We start from the raw sequence: 20,639 nt of genomic DNA on the forward strand, positions 1-20,639 counted from the left end.
GTGGCAGGTCTGGTTGGTTTTGCTTCTTGAGTGCCTCTCGATCTGCGCCCGATCTGGCCACGGCTGCACATGAGAACTACCCCGACGGCATGCTGGAACTTTCATCAGCAGCCTGTCCGTTTTTGCGACGGATTCTTAATAAGGAGTCATAAATTGAGCGTTGAAGCGGCTAAGCATGCACGAGAATTGCTCCTCAAGGAATACCGTGGGGTGCTCTCCACACACTCCAAGTCAATGCCTGGTTTCCCGTTCGGTTCCGTGGTTCCGTACTGCCTGGACGAGCTCGGCCGGCCGCTGATCCTGATCAGCCGCATCGCCCAGCACACCCACAATCTGCAAAAAGATCCGAAATGCTCACTGTTCGTGGGCGAGCGTGGGGCCGAAGACGTCCAGGCCGTTGGTCGCCTGACCTACCTGGCCGAAGCGCAACAGGTCGAAGACGTTGCCGCCATCGAAGCGGCCGCCGAACGGTACTACCGCTATTTCCCGGATTCGCAGAACTATCATCAGGCCCACGATTTCGACTTCTGGGTGCTCAAGCCGGTGCGCCATCGCTACATTGGCGGGTTTGGCGCGATCCACTGGGTCAACGAGCTGACCCTGGCCAACCCGTTTGCCGGCAAGGCCGAGGCGAGCATGATCGAACACATGAACGCCGATCACGCCAAAGCCATTGCGCATTACGTCGAACTGGCCGGCTTGCCGAAAACTTCGCCGGCGACCCTGGTGGGCATCGACAGCGAAGGCATGCACCTGCTCATCGGCCAGGGGCTGCACTGGCTGCCGTTTCCAGCGCCTTGTAATACGCCGACACAAGTGCGCGAGGCCTTGGTTTTCCTGGCTCATGCCGAACATTGGCCGAAAAAGGCAGTGGCTGACGCTTGAATTCACGAAATGGCGACGTCATCTAAGGATTACTGGCAAGGCATTCTTGCGTTGAGGAACCATTTGATGCGCCCTTTTTTGTTGCTCTTTCTGCTGTTCCCGGTGTTGGAGCTGTTCGTATTCGTCAAGGTGGCAGGGTCGATCGGGTTTTTCCCGGCCCTGCTGCTGATCATTCTCGGCTCGATGTTCGGTGTGTTCGTGTTGCGCGTTGCCGGGTTGGCCACCGCACTGCGTGCCCGTGAAAGCCTGAATCGTGGCGAATTGCCAGCCCAGACCATGCTGGAAGGCCTGATGTTGGCGTTGGCCGGTGGCTTGTTGATTCTTCCGGGTTTCATCAGCGACGTGATCGGCCTGGTCATGCTGATGCCGATCAGCCGTCGCCTCCTGGCCAATAAAATGCGCCAGCGTGCCGAGGAACAAGCGATCCGCCAGCGTGCGTTCGCCGACGACCTCCAGCCCCGTGGGGGCCCTGCGCCGCGCGAGCCTCTGGGCCGCGAGCCGAACGTGATCGAAGGCGAGTTCGAACACCGCGATACCAAGTAACAGCAATATCGACACGGCACCTTCGGGTGCCGTGTTCGTTTTCGGGCGATCACCGTAAAAATTTTTCGATCTGCGCCCTTGTAATAAGCTTGTGCGCCCTTATGTAACGGTCACCGCAAGGTTTCTGGTGATCACGCCAGACAGACTTCCGCGGTTCGCTCGACGAACCGCACCCGGCACCGCCGGACTTTGTTAAACCCGCCGGGACTACACCGGCCGATGAAAACCACAATTAGGAGAGATCGACAATGAAGCTTCGTCCTCTGCATGACCGCGTCGTCATCCGTCGCAGCGAAGAAGAAAAGAAAACCGCTGGCGGTATCGTCCTGCCAGGTTCGGCTGCTGAAAAAGCCAACAGCGGCGAAATCCTCGCTGTCGGCACCGGCCGCGTACTGGAAAACGGTGAAGTGCGTGCACTGTCCGTGAAAGTGGGCGACAAGGTTGTGTTCGGTCCTTACTCCGGCAGCAACACTGTGAAAGTCGACGGCGAAGACCTGCTGGTAATGAGCGAGAACGAAATCCTCGCTGTTGTCGAAGGCTGATTCCCCGCTCATTTTCCCGTTACTACAAAGTATTTAAGGAATATCGATCATGGCTGCTAAAGAAGTTAAATTCGGCGATTCCGCCCGCAAGAAAATGCTCACCGGTGTCAACGTCCTGGCTGACGCAGTAAAAGCGACCCTGGGCCCGAAAGGCCGTAACGTGATCATCGAGAAGAGCTTCGGCGCTCCGACCATCACCAAGGACGGCGTTTCCGTAGCCAAAGAAATCGAACTGGAAGACCGTTTCGAAAACATGGGCGCGCAGCTGGTCAAAGACGTTGCCTCCCGTGCCAACGATGACGCAGGCGACGGCACCACCACCGCTACCGTTCTGGCTCAATCGATCGTCAACGAAGGCCTGAAAGCCGTCGCTGCCGGCATGAACCCGATGGATCTGAAGCGCGGTATCGACAAAGCGACCATCGCTATCGTCAAAGAGCTGAAGGCCCTGTCCAAGCCATGCGCTGACACCAAGGCTATCGCTCAGGTAGGTACCATCTCCGCCAACTCCGACAACTCCATCGGCGACATCATTGCCGAAGCCATGGAAAAAGTCGGTAAAGAAGGCGTGATCACCGTTGAAGAAGGCTCGGGCCTGGAAAACGAACTGTCGGTTGTTGAAGGCATGCAGTTCGACCGTGGCTACCTGTCCCCGTACTTCGTCAACAAGCCAGAGACCATGGTCGCTGAGCTGGACGGCCCGCTGATCCTGCTGGTCGACAAGAAGATCTCGAACATCCGCGAAATGCTGCCAGTACTGGAAGCCGTTGCCAAAGCCGGCCGTCCACTGCTGATCGTGGCCGAAGACGTTGAAGGCGAAGCCCTGGCGACTCTGGTTGTGAACAACATGCGCGGTATCGTCAAAGTCGCAGCCGTCAAGGCGCCTGGCTTCGGCGACCGTCGCAAGGCCATGCTGCAGGACATCGCCGTTCTGACCGGCGGTACCGTTATCTCCGAAGAGATCGGCCTGAGCCTGGAAAGCACCACCCTGGAGCACCTGGGTAACGCCAAGCGCGTAACCCTGTCCAAGGAAAACACCATCATCGTTGACGGTGCTGGCGTTCAAGGCGACATCGAAGCACGCATCAACCAGATCCGTGCCCAGGTTGCCGAGACTTCCTCGGACTACGACCGTGAAAAACTGCAAGAGCGTCTGGCCAAGCTGTCCGGCGGCGTTGCAGTGATCAAGGTTGGCGCTGGTTCCGAAGTTGAAATGAAAGAGAAGAAAGCCCGCGTTGAAGACGCCCTGCACGCTACCCGTGCAGCCGTTGAAGAAGGCGTGGTGCCTGGCGGTGGCGTGGCCCTGATCCGTGCTCTGGAAGCACTGACTCAACTGAAAGGCGACAACGCCGATCAGGACGTGGGTATCGCTGTACTGCGTCGCGCTGTTGAAGCGCCGCTGCGCCAGATCGTTGCCAACTCCGGCGACGAGCCAAGCGTAGTGGTCGACAAGGTCAAGAACGGCGAAGGCAGCTTCGGCTACAACGCTGCGACTGGCGAATACGGCGACATGATCGAAATGGGTATCCTGGACCCAACCAAGGTCACCCGTTCGGCTCTGCAAGCTGCAGCGTCCATCGGCGGCCTGATCCTGACCACCGAAGCTGCGGTAGCTGACGCACCGAAGAAAGACAGCGGTGCTGGCGGCGGCATGCCAGACATGGGCGGTATGGGCGGCATGGGCGGCATGATGTAAGCCAGCCTTACCCCTGTATAAAAAAACCCCGCCTGCGTAAGTAGGCGGGGTTTTTTATTGCCCGGATTTTGAAGTGCAAGCGATTCAGTGTGGGAGCGGGCTTGCTCGCTAAGACGGTGTGTCAATCACCGGGGAGGTTGACTGATCTACCGCCTTCGCGAGCAAGCCCGCTCCCACATTTGATCTGTATTTCAGGCACTGACCGGCTGTGCTTCGAGCTCTCTCTCGGCCTTGGAAGTGGGTCGATAAAGGATGTAGTAATACGACCCCAGGCAAATCAGCCAGCAGAATACCGCCGTCCACACGTTGTGCGAGAAGAAGTGTGCTCCCTGCAGCATCCGGCCGATGGAAAAAACCGAGCCCAGGGCGAAGGCGAAAACAAAGGCCGCACGCGCCATGCGCGGACGGCGATCACGCAACACGAAGAACAGTGCAAACAGGGTGAAACCGGTCGCGGCGTGACCGCCAGGCCAGCAACGCCCCGGTTTTTCTGTAGCCGGACGCGGGCTCAACAATTCGCTGTAGGTCTCGTGACCGCCGAATTGCTCCAGGCTCCACGGGCATTGCACCGCCGTCACCGCTTTCATCGGCGTGACAAAGGACGTCGCCAGCCCCAGGGACAGCACCAGGCAGCCCAGTTCCCGCTTGAACGGCTTGAGCCGGGGCAGAAAGAACGAACCGGCAAAACCGAGGATAGCCAGCACCGAGAAGGCGATAACCACTTGCTTGGCCCGATCATGCAGGACGGTTTCCAGGAAATAACTGTGCCGGCCGATGAAGTCCCCGGCGACCGGATCGTAGAACAGCCTGGCCAGGTCCATGTCCAGGGTCGTTAGTTCAAGCAACACCAGAATGATTGCCGCAACGGCGGGAACACCCAGGCACACCCAGAAGTTGAGCGGGCGAGAAGCGGGGCGTGCAGAGATCGAAACCATGGTCAATCCTTGGTCAGTGAAATGTTCTTGAATACGCAGCCGCGCGGAGTCTGGGCTCGACCCTGTCGTCAACCCGTGAACCGATAGTGAAAAAAACGTTGGGGCTTGATCCGACGATTTCGCCCAACCGACGACTGCACGCAACCCTGGCCCTGAATCACGCTTGGCCTTAAGCTGCGCGGGCCGAGACGGCCGTTATTGTGTACGGAGAAGATGCCCATGCGAATTTTATTGGTTGAAGACAACCGCGATATCCTGGCTAATCTGGCCGATTACCTGGGACTCAAGGGCTATACCGTGGATTGCGCACAGGACGGTTTGTCGGGCCTGCATCTGGCAGCTACGGAGCATTACGACTTGATCGTACTCGATATCATGTTGCCTGGCATCGACGGCTACACGCTGTGCAAACGCCTGCGCGAAGATGCCCGGCGCGACACGCCGGTGATCATGCTCACTGCCCGTGATCAACTGGACGACCGGCTGCAAGGCTTCAAGTCCGGTGCCGATGACTACCTGATCAAACCCTTCGCCTTGTCTGAACTGGCGGCGCGGATCGAAGCAGTGATGCGTCGCACCCAAGGTGGAGGTCGCCGGACCTTGCAGGTGGGTGACCTGAGCTATGACCTCGATACGCTGGAGGTCACCCGCGAAGGCCGATTGCTCAAGCTCAACCCGGTGGGCCTGAAGTTGCTGGCGGTCCTGATGCAGAAAAGCCCGCATGTACTGCGCCGCGAAATTCTCGAAGAGGCCCTGTGGGGCGATGACTGCCCAGACAGCGACAGCCTGCGCAGCCATGTCCATCAATTGCGCCAGGTGATCGACAAGCCGTTCGCCAAACCGCTGCTGCAAACCGTGCACGGTGTGGGTTACCGCCTGGCCGAGGGGCGTGATGGAGTTTAAACAGAGCCTCGCTCAACGGATCATCATTGCCTTTGCGCTGATGAGCGCACTGGTGGCGGGCGCCTTTGCCATGGGCATCGTTGCCACCGTGCACCTGGTGGAAGAAAAATTGATCTCGGCGGGCCTGGGTGGCGATTTGCAGCGCCTGTTGCTGATGGACAGCGTTTCGGACTGGAGCCATCGCCCGGAACCGGACCAGTTGTTTTATTTCAGCGGCGGGCGGGGCGATTTCGAGTTGCCCAAGGATTTGCGGCACCTGGATCCAGGGTTTCACGAGGTTTTTCGCGAGCAGCTGTCGTACCACGCGATGGTCGAGGTGGTCGATGGTCGGCGCTATGTGCTGTTGCAGGACCAGAGTGACTTCGAAGAGCGCGAGCGAGTGCTGTTTGCCGTGGTGCTGGTGGGCTTCGTGCTGAGCCTGGCGCTGGCGGTGTTTCTCGGCTGGGTGCTGGCGCGCAAGGTAATGGCACCGGTAGTAAGGCTGGCGCGTCAGGTACGTCATCGCGATCAGCTACTGGGTCTGGCACCGCCACTGGCGCCGGATTATGCGGCCGATGAAGTGGGTGAGCTGGCCGTGGCCTTCGACGCTACCCTCGGCCGGTTGCGCCAGGCGCTGACCCGTGAGCGCATGTTCACCAGTGACGTCAGCCATGAACTGCGCACGCCCTTGATGGTGTTGGCCAGTTCCTGCGAGTTGCTGTTGGAAAACCCCGGGATCGACCAGCGCGGCCTTGCCCAGGTCGAGCGAATTGCCCGCGCCAGTGAAGAAATGCGCGAGTTGGTACAAACTTTCCTGATGCTGGCCCGCGCTCAGCGCGAAGACGCCGGCATGTCTGCGCAGCAAACGCTGGATGAAGTGGCCGACGGCTTGATCAACCTGTGGCGCGAGCCGATCGAGGCCAAGGGGCTCAAGCTGATTGTCGACTGGGGTGGTCCCCACACTACTCGGTATAACGCAACGCTATTGCACGCGGTCATGGGCAACCTGCTGCGTAACGCATTGCATTACACCGACCGTGGATTTATCCGGCTGAGCCTGATGCCCACCGGGTTCACGGTCGAGGACAGTGGCGTGGGTATTCCCGAGGAAAAACGCGAAGCGATGTTCGAACCTTTTGTGCGAGGCAACGAGAAACGCGGAGAGGGCCTCGGGCTTGGACTATCGTTAGTACAACGGATCTGTGAAAACCAGGGCTGGAGCGTCAGCCTGACGACCATGGAACCCAATGGCTGTCGTTTTCAGGTCCAGTTCAATGCGTCGACTGTGAGTTGATGGTCGCTGGACGGTTGGTTGAGATTGCCGCCTTGTAATACCTCGAAACGTTTCGAGGTTTTCATCACGAAATTTTCACAATCGCATGACCTGACCCTCACACATCACTGCCTAAGGTGGTTGGAATCAGAAGCTCAGGAGATTGATGATGGTGGATGGCCCGATCAAACTGGATTTTTCCAACAAGTACGACGATCAACACGCCAAACGTTACCTGCAAAAACACAAGGATGGCGTCGGCCGCCGCCTGTCCCACTGGCGTGACGTACAAATGGCGCGCAAGGCGCTGGCGTTGGTCGGCGAGCCGGGCCTGGTTCTCGATCTGCCCTGCGGTGCGGGGCGTTTCTGGCCAATGCTGGCGGAGAAACCCAACCGCGTGATCATCGGTGCCGACAACTCCGAGTCCATGATCAAGATCGCTACACAGTCGCAACCGGCTGAAGTGGTGAAACGGGTACAACCCTTGCAGACGTCCGCGTTCGACATTGCGTTGCCGGATAACGCTGTCGACAGCATTTTCTGCATGCGTTTGCTCCACCACATCGGTGAAGCCCAGCATCGACTGGCGATCTTGCGCGAATTCGAGCGCGTCAGCCGAGACAGCGTCATCCTTTCACTGTGGGTCGACGGTAACTTCAAAGCCTGGAAACGCAAGCGCGCGGAGAGAACCCGTGGGCAGGAAGGTTACCAAAATAGATTTGTGTTACCGGCGGCTACCGTAGAAAAGGAGTTTGAGCAGGCTGGTTTCCGTATTCAGGAACGTATCGACTTTTTGCCGCTCTATGCCATGTGGCGAGTTTATGTATTACGCAAGAGGTAACAGATGGTAGAGCAGTGTGCAGCAGGAACAGGCGTCGCCTCCCAGGACCGATTCGATTACTTCTGGAATCAGCGCGGAGAATGGGTGGAAGAGCCCAACGTCCGGCGCGGTGGCGAGAGTGGCGTGCAGCGTCTCATGGACAGTGATGGACAACTGCTCTACGTAAAACGCCAGACCGGCCATATCCATCGGGGTCTTTTGCACCCTTTCGGACGGCCGACGGTGCTGCGCGAGCGTGATGCACTCACCGGCTTGCGCCTGCTCGATGTGCGCGTCCCGGAAATCGTGTTCTGCGAAGCGCAACGCGATCCCGTGCACAAGTGGCGCGCCTTGTTGGTGACCAAGTCTTTGGACGGCTTCGAGGAAATCGAACGTTGGTACGAAAGCGGCGGACGCGAGCGTCATGGTGAGGCTGTGCACGATCGCGTGCTCAAGGACCTGGCCGAGAACCTGGCGCGGATGCACAAGGGGCGTTGGCAACACAGCTGCATCTATATCAAGCACGTATTTGTTCGCGTCACCGGTGAGGGTGAGGCAGCCAAAGTCGAAGTTGCCTTGATCGATCTGGAGAAGTGCCGGCGGCGCTTGACCGCTCGCCAGGCGGCGGCCCATGACATGAAGCAGCTGCGCCGCCACTCGTCATTCAGCCCGACGGACTGGAAGAAACTCGTCTATTTTTATGAGACGGCGTTTGGCAGCGCTATCAAAGGTTTATAGCAATGAAACTTGAAGTTGCGCGAGGTTTGTTTCTGGTAGGAGCCTTGGCAGTTGCTTCACTCGCGGTGGCGGCATGGGAGCAGCCCCGCACGCAAGTCTTAAGTTCAGTACACAGTGGCGAGCACTGTCCGTTGCCACGGGTTGCCAAGGCATCCGTGGCCACTCAACCCGATCATGATTTGTTGCTGTTCATGTTCGGACTCTCTCAAGGATTGAGGCCGCAAAGTTGAACACAATGAAGCCCAAATAAAAGGCCTCGCTGATGCGAGGCCTTTTTTGTTGCGCAGTGCAGATCGTTCCCACGCTCTGCGTGGGAATGCAGCCCGGGACGCTCCGCGTCCCAAATCAAGAGCCGAACGCGGAGCGTCCGTAGAGGCATTCCCACGCAGAGCGTGGGAACGATCTTAGCGAGAGGATTTGGCCAGCAGCGTATACACGCACGGCAACACAAACAGCGTAAACAGCGTCCCAATCGACATCCCGGTGGCAATGACCGTACCGATATCGAACCGGCTCACCGCGCCGGCCCCCGTGGCGATGATCAACGGCACCATGCCGAATACCATTGCCGCCGTGGTCATCAATACCGGGCGCAGGCGAATGGCCGCGGCTTCCTCCACCGCTTCGCGGGGCGTCAGGCCCCTGTCCTTGCGCAGCTGGTTGGCGAATTCGACGATCAGGATGCCGTGCTTGCTGATCAGGCCGATCAACGTCACCAACCCGACCTGGGTATAGATGTTCATGCTCGACCAGCCGAGGAACAGCGGCAGCAAGGCGCCGCAGATCGACAGCGGGACGGTCACCAGGATCACCAGCGGATCGCGAAAGCTTTCGAACTGGGCCGCCAGTACCAGGAAGATGATCGCCAGTGCCAGGCCAAAGGTCACCCATAGTGCACTGCCTTCCTGGACGTATTGCCGCGATGCACCGGCATAGTCGAAGGCAAAGCCCGCCGGCGCTTCTTCCCGGGCGATCTGACGCACGGCGTCGATGGCCTCGCCCATGCTGACCAGCGGCACCCCGGAAAGAATCGCCGAGTTGAGTTGCTGGAACTGGTTCAGTTGCCGAGGGCGCGCCCGGTCGGTCACGGTGATCAGGGTCGAGAGGGCGAGCAGTTCGCCCTGGGTGTTCTTGACGTAGTAGTTGTTCAGCCAGTCAGGGTTATCCCGGAAGGGGCGTTCGACCTGGGCAATGACTTTGTAACTGCGGCCATCCACGGTGAAACGGTTGATTTCCGCCTCACCCAGCAACGTCGCCAGTGTCCCGCCCAAATCCTGCATCGACACGCCCATCTGGGCCGCCTTGGCACGGTCGATATCCACCACCACTTCAGGTTTGTCAAAGGCCAGGTCGACGTCGACGAAGGCGAATTTACCGGACTCCATCGCGCGTTTTTTCACCCGGTCGACCACTTGCAGCAGTAACTCGTAATCGTTGGCCGTGTTGACGACGAACTGGAACGGCAGACCCTCGCCGGTACCCGGCAGGGAAGGCAGGTTGAAGCCGAATACCTGCAAGCCTGAAATGCTCTCCAGCTTGGCCTGAACCTCGGGCAGGATCTCCATTTGCGTGCGACTGCGCTCGTTCCAGGGCTTGAGAAGGAAACCGCCAATACCCGATTGCACACCGTTGAAGCCGTTGATCTGGAACGACGAGTAGTACTCGGGAAACGCCTTGAAGATCGTGATGAACTCGTCGGTGTAGGTGTTCAAATAGTCGAGGTTGGTCGGTTGCGGTGCGCTGGCCAGCATGAAGATGATGCCCTGGTCCTCATCCGGCGCGAGCTCTGACTTGGTGAACTTGAGCAGCACGGGAATCAGGCACAGCACGATGACAGCGAACACCAGCACCACCGGCCGGGTGTTGAGGGTGCCGTGGAGCATTGTCTGGTATCGGCGCTTGAGGCTTTCGAAAATCAGGTCAAGGCGATGGGCCAGGCCCGTGGGGTTTTCGTCGTGACGCAGCAGCAGGGCGCACATCATCGGCGACAGGGTCAGGGCGACGATGCCGGAAATCACCACCGCACCGGCCAGGGTCAGGGCGAACTCCTTGAACAGCGCCCCGGTAAGGCCCGTGAGGAAGCCGATCGGCGCATACACCGCCGCCAGGGTGATGGTCATCGAGACCACCGGCATGGCGATCTCCCGGGCGCCCTCGATGGCGGCATCCAGCGGCGTCTTGCCTTCCTCGATGTGGCGGTGGATGTTTTCCACCACCACGATGGCATCGTCCACCACCAGGCCGATGGCCAACACCATCGCCAGCAGGGTCAGCAGGTTCAGCGAGTAACCCATCATCTGCATGAAGAACATCACGCCGATCATGGACAACGGAATGGTGACCACCGGGATCACCACCGAGCGCAACGCACCGAGGAACAGGAACACCACCACGATCACGATCAGCACCGCTTCAAACAGGGTCTTGATCACTTCGTTGATCGAGGCCTGGATGAACAGCGTCGCGTCGTAGGCGATTTCCGCCTTCAGGTTCGGTGGCAGTTGGGCCGTAAGCTCCGGCATGATCTTGCGCACTTCCTTGATCACGTCGAGGGGGTTGGCCGCAGGCGTGGCCTTGATGCCGATGTACACCGAGGGCGTACCGCCGAACGAGCTGATGGTGTCGTAGTTTTCCGCTCCCATCTCGACCCGCGCGACATCGCGCAGCAGCACGCGACTGTCACCTTCGACCTTGAGCGGGATCGCGGCGAAGGCTTCGGCTGATTTGAGCTCGGTATTGGCGCTAATGCTGGTGACCACGTACTCACCTTTCACTTCGCCCGCGGCGGAAAGGAAGTTGTACTGGCGCACCGCGTTGGTCACGTCGCTGGCGCTGAGGCCGAAACCGGCCAGCTTCACCGGGTCCAGCCACAGGCGCATGGCGAAGACCTGGTTGCCGAGAATCTCGGCTTCGGCCATGCCTGGCAGGGTTGCCAGCTTCGGCTGGATGACGCGCGACAGGTAATCGGTAATCTGCGGGTTGCTCAGCTCCTTGCTGGAGAAGCTGATGTACATCAGCGCCGAGGCGTCGGCAGCTTCCTTGCTCAGCACCGGGTCTTCGGCATCCTGGGGCAGGCGGTTCTTGACCTCGTTGGCCTTGGCCAGCAGTTCGGTGAACAAGCGGTCGCTGTTGGAGCCGATGCGTGCGTAGATCGAGATCACCGAGAAATTCTGCCGACTGACCGAAGTCATGTAGTCGATACCTTCGGCACTGGCCAGGCTCTGTTGCAACGGTTGCGTGATGTAGCCCTGGATGGTTTCGGCGTTGGCCCCGGGGTAGGCGGTGGTGACCGTGATCAGGGCGTTTTCCATTTGTGGGTACTGGCGCAGCGGCAGCTTGCTCCAGGCCTGGAAGCCCAGCAGCACAATCAACAGGCTGACCACGGTGGCGAGCACCGGGCGACGGATGAACGGGTCGGTAAAAGCCATTGGGGGTTCCTTGATCAGTCAGCGCGTGGCTGACTGTTCTTTTCGGCCAGGGTCTTGTCGTCGCTGATGGCGATGTGCGCACCGTTGTCCAGTTTGATCTGGCCGGCCGTGACCACCTTTTCGCCGTTCTGCAGACCTTTGGTAATCACCACCTGCCCGTCGCGGCGTTCACCGGTTTCAATGAACCGCCGTTCAGCGATCAGGATCGGCTGGCCCTTGTCGTCTTTTTCGAGGCTGCCGTCTTCAGCCTTCTTCTCTGCAACGACATACAGGGAGTTGCCGTAGAGCGTGTAGGTGATCGCGCTTTCCGGCACGACGATGCTCGGCCGCGGGTTGGGCAACATCACCTGCAGGCTGGCGAACATGCCTGGCAGCAGCTTGCCATCGGGGTTGGCCAGGGTCGCGCGGACCTGCATGTTGCGCGTGCTGTTTTCCAGTTTTGGGTTGATCGCACTGATGGTGCCGGGGAAGGTCTGGGACGGGTAGGCGGCGACGATGATTTCAACCGGCTGGCCAATGGCGATCTTTGGCACCGACTGCTCTGGCACGAAAAAATCGACGTAGAGGCTGCTGAGGTCTTGCAGGGTGGCAATCATGGTGCCACTGGCCAGGTAGTCGCCAACGTCCACCTGACGAATGCCGATGGTCCCGCTGAAGGGGGCGACGATGCTTTTTTTGCCCAGCGCAGCCTTGAGTTGGTTGACCGTGGCCTTGCTCTTTTTCAGTACCGCCGACAGTCGATCGAACTCGCCTTTGGAAATGGCCTGGCTGCCCACCAGCTGGCTTCCGCGACCGTAATCGAGTTGGGCCAGCCCGAGGTCGGCCAGGGCGGTTTCGAGGAGAGCGCTTTCCACGGCGCTGTCCAGGCGCAGGAGCGGTTGACCGGCTTTGACTTTCTGCCCCGACTCGAACTGCAGATCGACCACCGTGCCATCGGTCTCCAGGCTCAGGTCTACGCCTTGCAGCGCCTTGAGGGTGCCTACGGTAGGCAGCCTGGCTTGCCAGGGCCGTTCGATGGCCGTGGCCACGGCGACGCTGATCGGCGGTTTTGGCGCGGAGAAGCCCTGAATCATCGTATAGATGGAGAAGGCTTTGTAACCGGCCAGGACCAGCACGATCAGCAGAACAACACCCAACATGATCAGCATGCGGCGACGCAGCATATTTCCAGTTCCTTGGAGAAATCAGGTGAGACAGTTGGGCACATTACCGCGAGTGGGAAGGGGAATCCAATGGCTGATTTTTGTCGGTTCCGGAAAAGATCGCAGCCTGCGGCAGCTCCTACAGGTGTACACATGACCCTGTAGGAGCTGCCGCAGGCTGCGATCTTTTTGGGCCTGACTCAAGCCATCAAATGCAGATGGTTGTCCCAGAGCCCCGCCGGCAGTTCCAGCGGTTTGGCGAGCAGATTTGCCTGGCGGCAATCGTAGTACCGGCAGCGTCCCTGGCCCGAGGTCACGACGAATCCGTCGGCCACCGCGCCCACTCCGGCGCAATCGGGCAGTGGCGCGTCCAGGCGCACTTCGCCGCTGTCCAGGTCCCAGATGAAAAAGCGGTTGCCCCGAGGCGCGGTCAGCGCGACCAGGCGCAAGTCGCTGTGCACCGCAACGCTGGCGGTGTAGTGCCCCATGGCTTGCAACTGATGCTCCGGCACCGGGAACGCCACGAACGGCTGGCCCGGACGCTTGATCGCCAGCAGCTCCGAATGCTCGTGGGATGCCCCCATGAATTGCTGGCCGGCGACGATGGTGCCGTCGCTGGCAATGCCCAGGTGACGCACGCTGTTCATCTGCTGGCCGAGGGTTTCCTTGCTCAGCAGGGTGCCGTCGCGCTGCATTAGGACCAGGCTCGGCTCCATGGCATTGAGGTTCATCTCGACCCGGCTTTCGGCTTCGGTGCGGATGCCGCCGTTGGCCACCACCAGGGTCTCGCCATCGGGCATCCACGACACTTGATGCGGGCCGATGCCGTGGGTGGAAATCTCGCCGCTGTGCACCAGGCGTTCGCCTTCGAACGTGTACACGCCGAGCAGGCCGCGACCCGGATCGGTGGTGTCGTTTTCGGTGGCGTACAACCAGCCACCGCTGTGGTGAATCACCGCATGACCGTAGAAGTGCCGGTTCGGCTGAGACGTCACGGTTTGCAGGAGCGTGCCGTCACGCAGGTCGATCAGGTAGCTCTCGGTGCCCGGACGCCGGGCAACGAACAGCGCGATCGGCAGCGTCGGGTGATTGATGATGTCATGGCAGCGCTGGCCGACCTGGGTGGCAAACACCCGGGTGCCGTCCAGCCGGTAACCGACGGCGTAGTGCTTGCCGTCGGTATCGTCCCGCGCCGAGAGCAGCAGCGGGCTTTTATCCTTGTGCCTGGACAGCGTCCAGCCGCCCAGTGACACCGCACCCAGCAGCAAACTCCCTAATTTCAGAGCCTGGCGTCGTAGCATGGAACTCGCCCTCATCAGTCACCGTCGTTGGCGTTGAAGCCCAGTTGGATGCCCAGCGCCTTCGCCAGCTCGCCTTCGTGCAGGCGGTGGACCACGTTGATGCTGTCGTAGAGATCATTGAGTTGCTGGCGACCGGCGTCGTCGTTGAGCATTTGGGTCAACGAGCGCTGGCTGCTGGCGAACAGTTTCAACGAAGCGGCGTAGGCCGCGTCGATCTTGTCGGCCAATGGCTTCTGGTCGCTTGGCAACAGGCCGCGCAGGCCTTTGTTGTCGACACCTTCCCATACCGTTCTGGCCGCAGCGAGGCTGGCCTCCAGGGCGGTCAGGGACGACTGGCTGCGCCAGGCATCGGCCTGGAACGGCTGCGGCACGCCTTTGCTCTGGCGGCCCATCGGTGTGCCGAGCTTCTTCTTCAAGGTATCGAGGGCGGTCACCTGCACGCGCAACAGATCGGCGATTGCTTCGTGGGAGTCGGCGTAGCGCTGGTTCGGGAACTTGCTCATTTGCGCGAGCATGCCGTCGGTGTTGTTCCAGCTTTTGAGGATTTCTTCGGCCAGCTGTTTCTGACGCTCGCCAATGGCGATCAGCAGCGGGCAGTACTTGGCCTTCTGCTCGGCGTTGGCCACATCAGGCTTGCTGTCGAACAGGATGTATTCGTAGGCCGACAGGCCTTGGACCACCACGCTGGATTTGGCCAGTGCAGCAGCATCGATCTGCGGTTGTGCAGTGACCAGTTGCTCGACCTGGCGGCCGACCAGGTTCTTCTTGTCGGGCCAGAACTGCACCTGCCAGGCACGGTTGCCCTCGGCCAGCGGACCAATCAGCAGCGGTTGCAGTTCGGCCCAGGCTTTTTGCGCGTGCAGGAAGTCGGCGCGGGCGGTTTCGAGATTTGCCTTGCCTTCGCAGTAGGCGAGGGCGCTGACGGCCAGCTGGCGGTCGGCTTCAACCCAGCGGGTATAGGTCGGCAGAATCACCGACTTGGCGATCGCAGCCGAAGTGACGGCCTGCGGGTCCTGTGGCGAGCAGGCGCCCAAGGCTAGCGCGGCAAGGCTGGTGAACAACAATTTGGGACGGAACATGTCGGGCTCCCGCGGGAAGATGGGTATTAAAGGGAATTCAAGAACGCCAACAACGCAGCGCGCTGCTCGGCATTGAAAGACAAAACCTGTTGTTGCGCCGCTTTTGCCTCGCCGCCATGCCAGAGCACAGCTTCGAGCAGGTTGCGGGCGCGGCCGTCGTGCAGGAACTGGGTGTGGCCACTGACGGCTTGAGTCAAACCAATGCCCCACAACGGCGGGGTACGCCAGTCGCGCCCTCCGGCCTGGAATTCGGTGCGGTTGTCGGCCAGGCCATCGCCCATGTCATGCAGCAGCAGATCGCTGTAGGGGCGAATCACTTGATTGGCCAATTCAGCTTCGGCGGCGTCGGCGGCGGTGGTGTACTTGGGTGTGTGACAGGACTGGCAACCGGCCTGGTAGAACAGGGTCTTGCCGGCCAGCACTTGCGGCGTGCCGACATCGCGGCGCGCCGGTACGGCGAGGTTACGGGTGTAGAACAGCACCAGGCGCAGGATGTTGTCGCTGACTTCCGGCTCGCCATCGGGGCCGTTGCCACTGGGTGCCTGCTTACAGGCCGTTTGCGCGTCGGTGCAGTCGTCAAAGGGCCTCAGGTGGGTCGTGAGGCCCATGTCACCGGAAAACGCATGGACATTTTGTTGATTGAGGTTCGGCTGCCCGGCTTTCCAGCCAAATCGCCCGAGCACGGTTTTCTGCTGCACATCATCCCAGACCCGGTTCGGGCGCCCGGCGATGCCGTTTTTCGCTTTGGCCTGCGCGTCCGCATTCGCCAGGATGGCCTCTTCAGGAATGGCTTCCAGCAAGCCCAGGCCGATCATCGGAGGTGCGACACGGGCCGAGAAGCGCGTGTCGGGGTGCATCGGGCCGTAGTTCAGCTGGGTGATGTTCAGGCTCGGCTTGCGCAGTTCCACTTCGGTGCCGTCCTTGAAGCGAACCATCACCGGCGAGTAGTCGACCCGCACCTTGCCTTCCGGCGTCACGCCGGGCACGGCCATGTCCTGGAACTGCCCGCCATACACGGGCTCCGGTACGACACCCTGTTGCTCGATGACTTTGGCGTAGGCTGGGGTGTCGGGAATCGACAGGCGTATCAGCATCGACACGGCATTGCGCGCATCTGGCGCAGGCGGGTGACCGCGGCCGTCCTTGATATGGCAGCCCTGGCAGGCATTGGTGTTGAACAGCGGACCGAGGCCGTCGCGAGCGGTGGTGGTCGACGGAGCGATCACCCAGGGATTACGAAAAAAGCTATTGCCGACACTGAAGTCCACACGCCGCGATGGCGGCAGGTTAGCGGAGGGCAGCGAAAAGGCGTTCTGATCGGTCTTGCGCACGGTCGTACCGCCGCCGGAGCGGGCTTCACCGGGTTCAGCCTGGGTGAATTTCGGGGCGTCATCGCAGGCACTCAGGCCCAGGGCCAACAACAGTGCGGACAAGCGAAGAGGCAGCGAGGGCATCAGACATCCTGCAAGACGAGCAAAACAAGGGCGCAAAGTCTAACAGGGGATGGGAATTTGAATAAGAGGAATTATCGTTCGCTTAGGCAGATGATCGTTCCCACGCTCCGCGTGGGAATGCCTCAACGGACGCTCCGCGTTCGGCTTTTGATTTGGGACGCGGAGCGTCCCGGGCTGCATTCCCACGCAGAGCGTGGGAACGATCAGCGTGGGAACGATCGGCAACCGAAGAGCCAGCGGTGATCAGAACTCGTGATCAGCGTTGTCCGGGTTCAGGTCGCTGATGCCCAGTTTGCCAGCGGCGGCTTCGATCGAACCGGTCTGCTTGACCAGGGATGCGATGGCGTCACGGACGATCTGGTTGCCGGCGGTGTTGCCGGCAGCGATCAGCTGGTCGTAGTGCTCACCCTTGTTGGCGTGGTCGACGATGACCTGCATCTTGGCTTCGGTGGCAGCCAGGTCGGCTTTCAATGCTGTGTCTGCCGCTGGATCGACCTTGGCCACCAGGGACGACAGGCTGGCGCCGGTCATCTTGCTGCCGTCGACACGGGTGTATTCGCCCAGGTACACGTTACGAATGCCTTTGGCATCGTAGAACTGCGAGTTGTGGGTGTTGTCGCTGAAGCAGTCGTGTTCGTCTTCCGGGGAGTTGGCTTCCAGGGAAACCTTCATGCGCTCGCCCGCCAGTTCGCCCAGGGACAGGCTGCCCATCCCGAACAGCATTTTGCGCAGGCCGCTTTCAGCCGGTTCCGCTTCCAGGGTGGCGCGGTAGTTGTCGGCCACGTTCGGCTTCCAGTTACCGACCATTTCTTCCAAGTCGCTGACCAGCAATTGAGTCACGGATTTCAGGTAGGCGCGGCGACGATCGTTGTGGCCGCCAGTGGCGCCTTTGCCTTCCAGGTAGTCGGAAGCTGGACGGTTGCCGGCGCCAGGGCCGGTGCCGTTCAGGTCCTGGCCCCAGAGCAGGAATTCGATGGCGTGGTAGCCGGTGGCGACGTTGGCCTCGGAACCGCCCAGCTCGTTCAGGCTGGCGAGTTTTTCCGGGGTGATGTCCTTCACGTCGACCTTGTCTTCGCCGACCTGGATTTCAGTATTGGCGATGATGTTGGCCGTGGCGCCAGGGTTACCCAGTGCGTGCTCGTAGGATTTGTCGACGTAGTCGATCAGGCCTTCGTCCAGTGGCCAGGCGTTCACTTGGCCTTCCCAGTCGTCGATGATGGTGTTGCCAAAGCGGAACACTTCGCTCTGCAGGTAAGGAACGCGAGCAGCGATCCAGGCGGCCTTGGCGGCTTTCAAGGTGTCGGCGTTCGGCTTCGCGAGGAAGGCGTCGACGGCGCTTTGCAGGGTTTTCGCAGTAGATTCGGCATCGCTGTAGACCGCGAAAACCATGTCGGCATAGTGCGCGACAACGGCTTTGGCAGCCGCTTCGTCGACTTTGCTGGCAGCGGCAGGTGCAGCAGCTGGTGCGACTGGGGCGGCGGCAGTGCTGGCCGTTGGCGCAGGAGCGGCCGCTTTTTCTTTGTCTTTGCCTTCACCGCAACCGGCGAGGGAAATTGCGATGGCCAACAGACTGGCGGTAGCCAGAGGCATACGAATCATGGCGAACATCCTGCTTCGAGAGGGGGTGGAATAACGCGTCCGGCGCGCAAAAGTGACACATAATGCAAATCTTTCGCATTATGTGTAAAGGGTTGTGGTTGGAAATATTTCTTATTCACTCTGTAGGAGCGAGCATGCTCGCTCCTACAGGGGGGGTTACAAGATTGCCGCGTTACTGCGCTGGGCTTGCTTCAGATAAGCCACCAGCTCGCGGGCCGGCAGGGGCTTGCTGTAGAAGTAGCCCTGACCCTCGTGGCAGCCTTCGGAGATGATGTAGGCCTCCTGCTCCAAGGTTTCCACGCCTTCGGCGATCACCTGCATGCCCAGGCTCTTGCCCAACTGAATGATGGCGCGAACGATGGTTGCGTCGTCATCGTCATCGAGCAGGTCCTGGACGAAACTCTTGTCGATCTTGATCTTGTCCAGCGGCAGGCTTTTCAGATAACTCAGTGACGAATAACCGGTGCCGAAATCGTCGATCGCGATCAGCGCACCGGAGCGGCGCAGGCTGAGCAGATGCTGGGCGGCGGTGCTGATGTCTTCCATCAGGCCGGTTTCGGTGACCTCCAACTCCAGGCTGCGTGGCGGCAGGCGATACATCTGCATCAGGTTGTTGATCACCCGAGGCAACTCGGCGTGGTGCAATTGCACGGTGGAAAGGTTCACGGCCATGCGCATGTCGCTGAAGCCCTGGTCGTGCCAGTCGCGCAATTGTTTGCAGGCTTGGTCCAGCACCCATTCACCAATGGCGATGATGGTGCCGTTCTGCTCGGCCAGCGGAATGAACAGGTCCGGTGGTACCAGCCCGTGCTCGGGATGCTGCCAGCGAATCAACGCTTCGACGCCAACGACCCGGTGATCGCGGTAGCTGATCTGCGGTTGGTAGACCAGGTAGAACTGGTCGCGGACCAGTGCGTCGCGCAGGTCTTTTTCCAGCTCGCGACGGCGGCGCATCTCGGTGTCGACGCTGGCGATGTAGAACTGATAGCGGTTGCGCGAGCGCGTCTTGGCCAGGGTCATCGTCTGTTCGGCTTTTTGCAGCAGCTTCTCGGTACTGTTGCCATCTTCGGGGAACAGGGTGATGCCAATGGTGGCGCGCAGGCGGATCTGCTGATGATCGAGGGCAAACGCCGCTTCCAGGTCATCGAGGATGCTTTGGGCCAGTTCGGCGGCTTCGTAGGGTTGTTCGATATCGGCCTGCACCAGGGCGAACTGGTCGCCACCCAGGCGGGCGAGGGCGCCCAGGCGTCCACTGTGCGCGCGCAGGCGATCGGCCAGGGCCAGTAGCAGCTGGTCGCCGGTCTGGTAGCTGAACTGTTCGTTGATGCCCTTGAAGTCATCGAGCCCGACGCACAGCACCGCAACCCGGCGTTGCAACTTGCCGGCATCGACGAGGATCTTGTCCAGCTGCGTTTGCAATTGCTGGCGGTTCGGCAGGCCGGTAAGGAAATCGTACTGGGCCATGCGCAACAGGCTGTTTTCCGCTTCGTGGCGCAGGTGCGTGTTGCGCTCGATGGATTCGAGCAACTGGTTGGCGGTGTTGATCCACAGCCCCAGTTCGTTCTTCTCGTGCCCCTTGAGCAATGGAATCTTGTGCTCGCTGGGGCGGTCGGGATTGATTTCGGTCAGGTGCTCGATGATTCGCGACAGGGGTTTGGTCAACAGCCAGTGATAGACCAGGTACAGCACCAGGCCCATCGCCAGGGCACGCAATACCCCGGAAATGAAGATGATTACCGAACTGACGATAAAACCCTTGCCGTAGGTGGCGGTGTCGAGGGTAATGCTCAGGTCGCCGTAATACTCGCTGTAAGGGCCGCGTCCCACCAACTGGGTGGTGAAGGTGCGTTCCTTGCCGAGGATCAGGTCGGTCAGCCAGCGACTGCTGGACTGCTGCAACTCACGGGATTTTTGCGCCAGCATGGCTTCGTTGGGATGGCCTATGGAGGCCTGACGCACCGCATCATCCTGGAACAGGCCTTCGATTACCTGCATACCCATTTCCCGATCCAGGCTGTAGACGGCCTGGGTCGAAGGGTCGCGGAACATGTCGAGAATGCGTTCGGCATCGCTGGCGACGGCCTGGCGTGTTTTATAGGCATCGAAAACAATCTGCGCGCAGCTCAAGACCACGCCGACGATCAATGCCGACAGGAGCACGACCCGGAGCAACTTCACCGACAAGCTGTTCTTGAGTTCCAGCTTCAAAGGGTAATTCCTTGTTCCGTGCGGGTAGCATCAAGTTGCCATGAGTATTGGCAATCCCGTGGTGGCAGTCAAAGGGACAATCCATCCTGCGGGATAATGCCAGCAGCTTGGCCG

The 20,639-nt window shown here is 60.2% G+C and carries 17 protein-coding genes; 9 read left to right on the forward strand and 8 right to left on the reverse strand.

From position 1 onward, the window contains the following. Nucleotides 1-153 precede the first annotated feature (153 nt). From PSUM_RS26090 to groL, 4 genes are all read left to right on the forward strand, one after another. Nucleotides 154-885, forward strand: a complete 732-nt coding sequence (locus tag PSUM_RS26090) for a HugZ family pyridoxamine 5'-phosphate oxidase (RefSeq protein ID WP_033044249.1) — start codon at nucleotides 154-156, stop codon at nucleotides 883-885. A 66-nt stretch (nucleotides 886-951) separates the two neighbouring features. Beyond that, complete coding sequence (locus PSUM_RS26095; protein ID WP_020799907.1) at nucleotides 952-1,428, forward strand: FxsA family protein; 477 nt, start codon at nucleotides 952-954, stop codon at nucleotides 1,426-1,428. Nucleotides 1,429-1,676: 248 nt separating this feature from the next. Further along, complete coding sequence (locus tag PSUM_RS26100) at nucleotides 1,677-1,970, forward strand: co-chaperone GroES (RefSeq protein ID WP_020799908.1); 294 nt, start codon at nucleotides 1,677-1,679, stop codon at nucleotides 1,968-1,970. Between the two features lie 49 nt (nucleotides 1,971-2,019). Next, nucleotides 2,020-3,666, forward strand: coding sequence for a chaperonin GroEL (gene groL, locus PSUM_RS26105; RefSeq protein WP_020799909.1), 1,647 nt, complete (start codon nucleotides 2,020-2,022; stop codon nucleotides 3,664-3,666). 191 nt (nucleotides 3,667-3,857) lie between these two features. Here groL and PSUM_RS26110 read toward each other — a convergent pair whose 3' ends face one another. Beyond that, nucleotides 3,858-4,601: a phosphatase PAP2 family protein gene (locus PSUM_RS26110; RefSeq protein WP_020799910.1), complete on the reverse strand. Its 744-nt coding sequence runs from the start codon at nucleotides 4,599-4,601 to the stop codon at nucleotides 3,858-3,860. Nucleotides 4,602-4,820: 219 nt separating this feature from the next. On the opposite strand from PSUM_RS26110, the gene colR reads away from it, so the two are divergent. From colR to PSUM_RS26135, 5 genes are all read left to right on the forward strand, one after another. After that, nucleotides 4,821-5,504 (forward strand): two-component system response regulator ColR, encoded by a 684-nt coding sequence (gene colR / locus PSUM_RS26115; RefSeq protein ID WP_020799911.1) that lies wholly within the window; start codon nucleotides 4,821-4,823, stop codon nucleotides 5,502-5,504. Continuing rightward, nucleotides 5,494-6,777, forward strand: coding sequence for a sensor histidine kinase (locus tag PSUM_RS26120; RefSeq protein WP_020799912.1), 1,284 nt, complete (start codon nucleotides 5,494-5,496; stop codon nucleotides 6,775-6,777). The genes colR and PSUM_RS26120 overlap by 11 nt, the downstream gene beginning before the upstream one ends. A 151-nt stretch (nucleotides 6,778-6,928) precedes the next feature. Then, entirely contained in the window at nucleotides 6,929-7,597 is a 669-nt protein-coding gene (locus PSUM_RS26125; protein WP_033044253.1) for a class I SAM-dependent methyltransferase, read from the forward strand. 3 nt (nucleotides 7,598-7,600) lie between these two features. Further along, the gene (locus PSUM_RS26130) at nucleotides 7,601-8,314 is read left to right on the forward strand and encodes a lipopolysaccharide kinase InaA family protein (RefSeq protein ID WP_033044247.1); all 714 of its coding nucleotides are present in this window, start codon (nucleotides 7,601-7,603) and stop codon (nucleotides 8,312-8,314) included. Between the two features lie 2 nt (nucleotides 8,315-8,316). Further along, on the forward strand, nucleotides 8,317-8,544 hold the full coding sequence (locus tag PSUM_RS26135) for a hypothetical protein (protein ID WP_020799915.1): 228 nt from the start codon (nucleotides 8,317-8,319) through the stop codon (nucleotides 8,542-8,544). A gap of 174 nt (nucleotides 8,545-8,718) precedes the next feature. On the opposite strand, the gene PSUM_RS26140 is transcribed toward PSUM_RS26135, so the two are convergent. From PSUM_RS26140 to PSUM_RS26170, 7 genes are all read right to left on the reverse strand, one after another. Then, nucleotides 8,719-11,742 carry a multidrug efflux RND transporter permease subunit gene (locus tag PSUM_RS26140; protein WP_083349728.1) on the reverse strand — a complete coding sequence of 1,008 codons (3,024 nt, stop codon included), beginning with the start codon at nucleotides 11,740-11,742 and terminating at the stop codon, nucleotides 8,719-8,721. A 14-nt stretch (nucleotides 11,743-11,756) separates the two neighbouring features. Continuing rightward, on the reverse strand, nucleotides 11,757-12,905 hold the full coding sequence (locus PSUM_RS26145; protein ID WP_083349727.1) for an efflux RND transporter periplasmic adaptor subunit: 1,149 nt from the start codon (nucleotides 12,903-12,905) through the stop codon (nucleotides 11,757-11,759). Nucleotides 12,906-13,084: 179 nt separating this feature from the next. Then, complete coding sequence (locus tag PSUM_RS26150) at nucleotides 13,085-14,185, reverse strand: DUF1513 domain-containing protein (RefSeq protein ID WP_083349726.1); 1,101 nt, start codon at nucleotides 14,183-14,185, stop codon at nucleotides 13,085-13,087. Nucleotides 14,186-14,199: 14 nt separating this feature from the next. Next, a complete protein-coding gene (locus PSUM_RS26155; protein ID WP_083349725.1) occupies nucleotides 14,200-15,264 on the reverse strand; it encodes an imelysin family protein in 1,065 nt (354 codons plus the stop codon). A gap of 26 nt (nucleotides 15,265-15,290) precedes the next feature. After that, nucleotides 15,291-16,718, reverse strand: a complete 1,428-nt coding sequence (locus PSUM_RS26160; protein WP_083349724.1) for a di-heme oxidoreductase family protein — start codon at nucleotides 16,716-16,718, stop codon at nucleotides 15,291-15,293. Between the two features lie 243 nt (nucleotides 16,719-16,961). After that, a complete protein-coding gene (locus PSUM_RS26165; RefSeq protein WP_083349723.1) occupies nucleotides 16,962-18,317 on the reverse strand; it encodes an imelysin family protein in 1,356 nt (451 codons plus the stop codon). A gap of 156 nt (nucleotides 18,318-18,473) precedes the next feature. Further along, nucleotides 18,474-20,525, reverse strand: coding sequence for a putative bifunctional diguanylate cyclase/phosphodiesterase (locus PSUM_RS26170; RefSeq protein ID WP_020797458.1), 2,052 nt, complete (start codon nucleotides 20,523-20,525; stop codon nucleotides 18,474-18,476). Between the last annotated feature and the right edge of the window lie 114 nt (nucleotides 20,526-20,639).

The sequence above is a fragment of the Pseudomonas umsongensis genome, from assembly GCF_002236105.1.
GTDB classification, from domain to species: Bacteria; Pseudomonadota; Gammaproteobacteria; order Pseudomonadales; family Pseudomonadaceae; genus Aquipseudomonas; species Aquipseudomonas umsongensis.

Excerpts from the sequence above, each read along its gene's own strand:
- PSUM_RS26140 (WP_083349728.1), bottom strand. The coding sequence starts at position 11,742 with ATGGCTTTTACCGACCCGTTCATCCGTCGCCCGGTGCTCGCCACCGTG.
- colR (WP_020799911.1), top strand. The coding sequence starts at position 4,821 with ATGCGAATTTTATTGGTTGAAGACAACCGCGATATCCTGGCTAATCTG.
- PSUM_RS26155 (WP_083349725.1), bottom strand. The coding sequence starts at position 15,264 with ATGTTCCGTCCCAAATTGTTGTTCACCAGCCTTGCCGCGCTAGCCTTG.
- PSUM_RS26095 (WP_020799907.1), top strand. The coding sequence starts at position 952 with ATGCGCCCTTTTTTGTTGCTCTTTCTGCTGTTCCCGGTGTTGGAGCTG.
- groL (WP_020799909.1), top strand. The coding sequence starts at position 2,020 with ATGGCTGCTAAAGAAGTTAAATTCGGCGATTCCGCCCGCAAGAAAATG.
- PSUM_RS26135 (WP_020799915.1), top strand. The coding sequence starts at position 8,317 with ATGAAACTTGAAGTTGCGCGAGGTTTGTTTCTGGTAGGAGCCTTGGCA.
- PSUM_RS26110 (WP_020799910.1), bottom strand. The coding sequence starts at position 4,601 with ATGGTTTCGATCTCTGCACGCCCCGCTTCTCGCCCGCTCAACTTCTGG.
- PSUM_RS26145 (WP_083349727.1), bottom strand. The coding sequence starts at position 12,905 with ATGCTGCGTCGCCGCATGCTGATCATGTTGGGTGTTGTTCTGCTGATC.
- PSUM_RS26165 (WP_083349723.1), bottom strand. The coding sequence starts at position 18,317 with ATGATTCGTATGCCTCTGGCTACCGCCAGTCTGTTGGCCATCGCAATT.
- PSUM_RS26160 (WP_083349724.1), bottom strand. The coding sequence starts at position 16,718 with ATGCCCTCGCTGCCTCTTCGCTTGTCCGCACTGTTGTTGGCCCTGGGC.
- PSUM_RS26100 (WP_020799908.1), top strand. The coding sequence starts at position 1,677 with ATGAAGCTTCGTCCTCTGCATGACCGCGTCGTCATCCGTCGCAGCGAA.
- PSUM_RS26150 (WP_083349726.1), bottom strand. The coding sequence starts at position 14,185 with ATGCTACGACGCCAGGCTCTGAAATTAGGGAGTTTGCTGCTGGGTGCG.
- PSUM_RS26120 (WP_020799912.1), top strand. The coding sequence starts at position 5,494 with ATGGAGTTTAAACAGAGCCTCGCTCAACGGATCATCATTGCCTTTGCG.
- PSUM_RS26130 (WP_033044247.1), top strand. The coding sequence starts at position 7,601 with ATGGTAGAGCAGTGTGCAGCAGGAACAGGCGTCGCCTCCCAGGACCGA.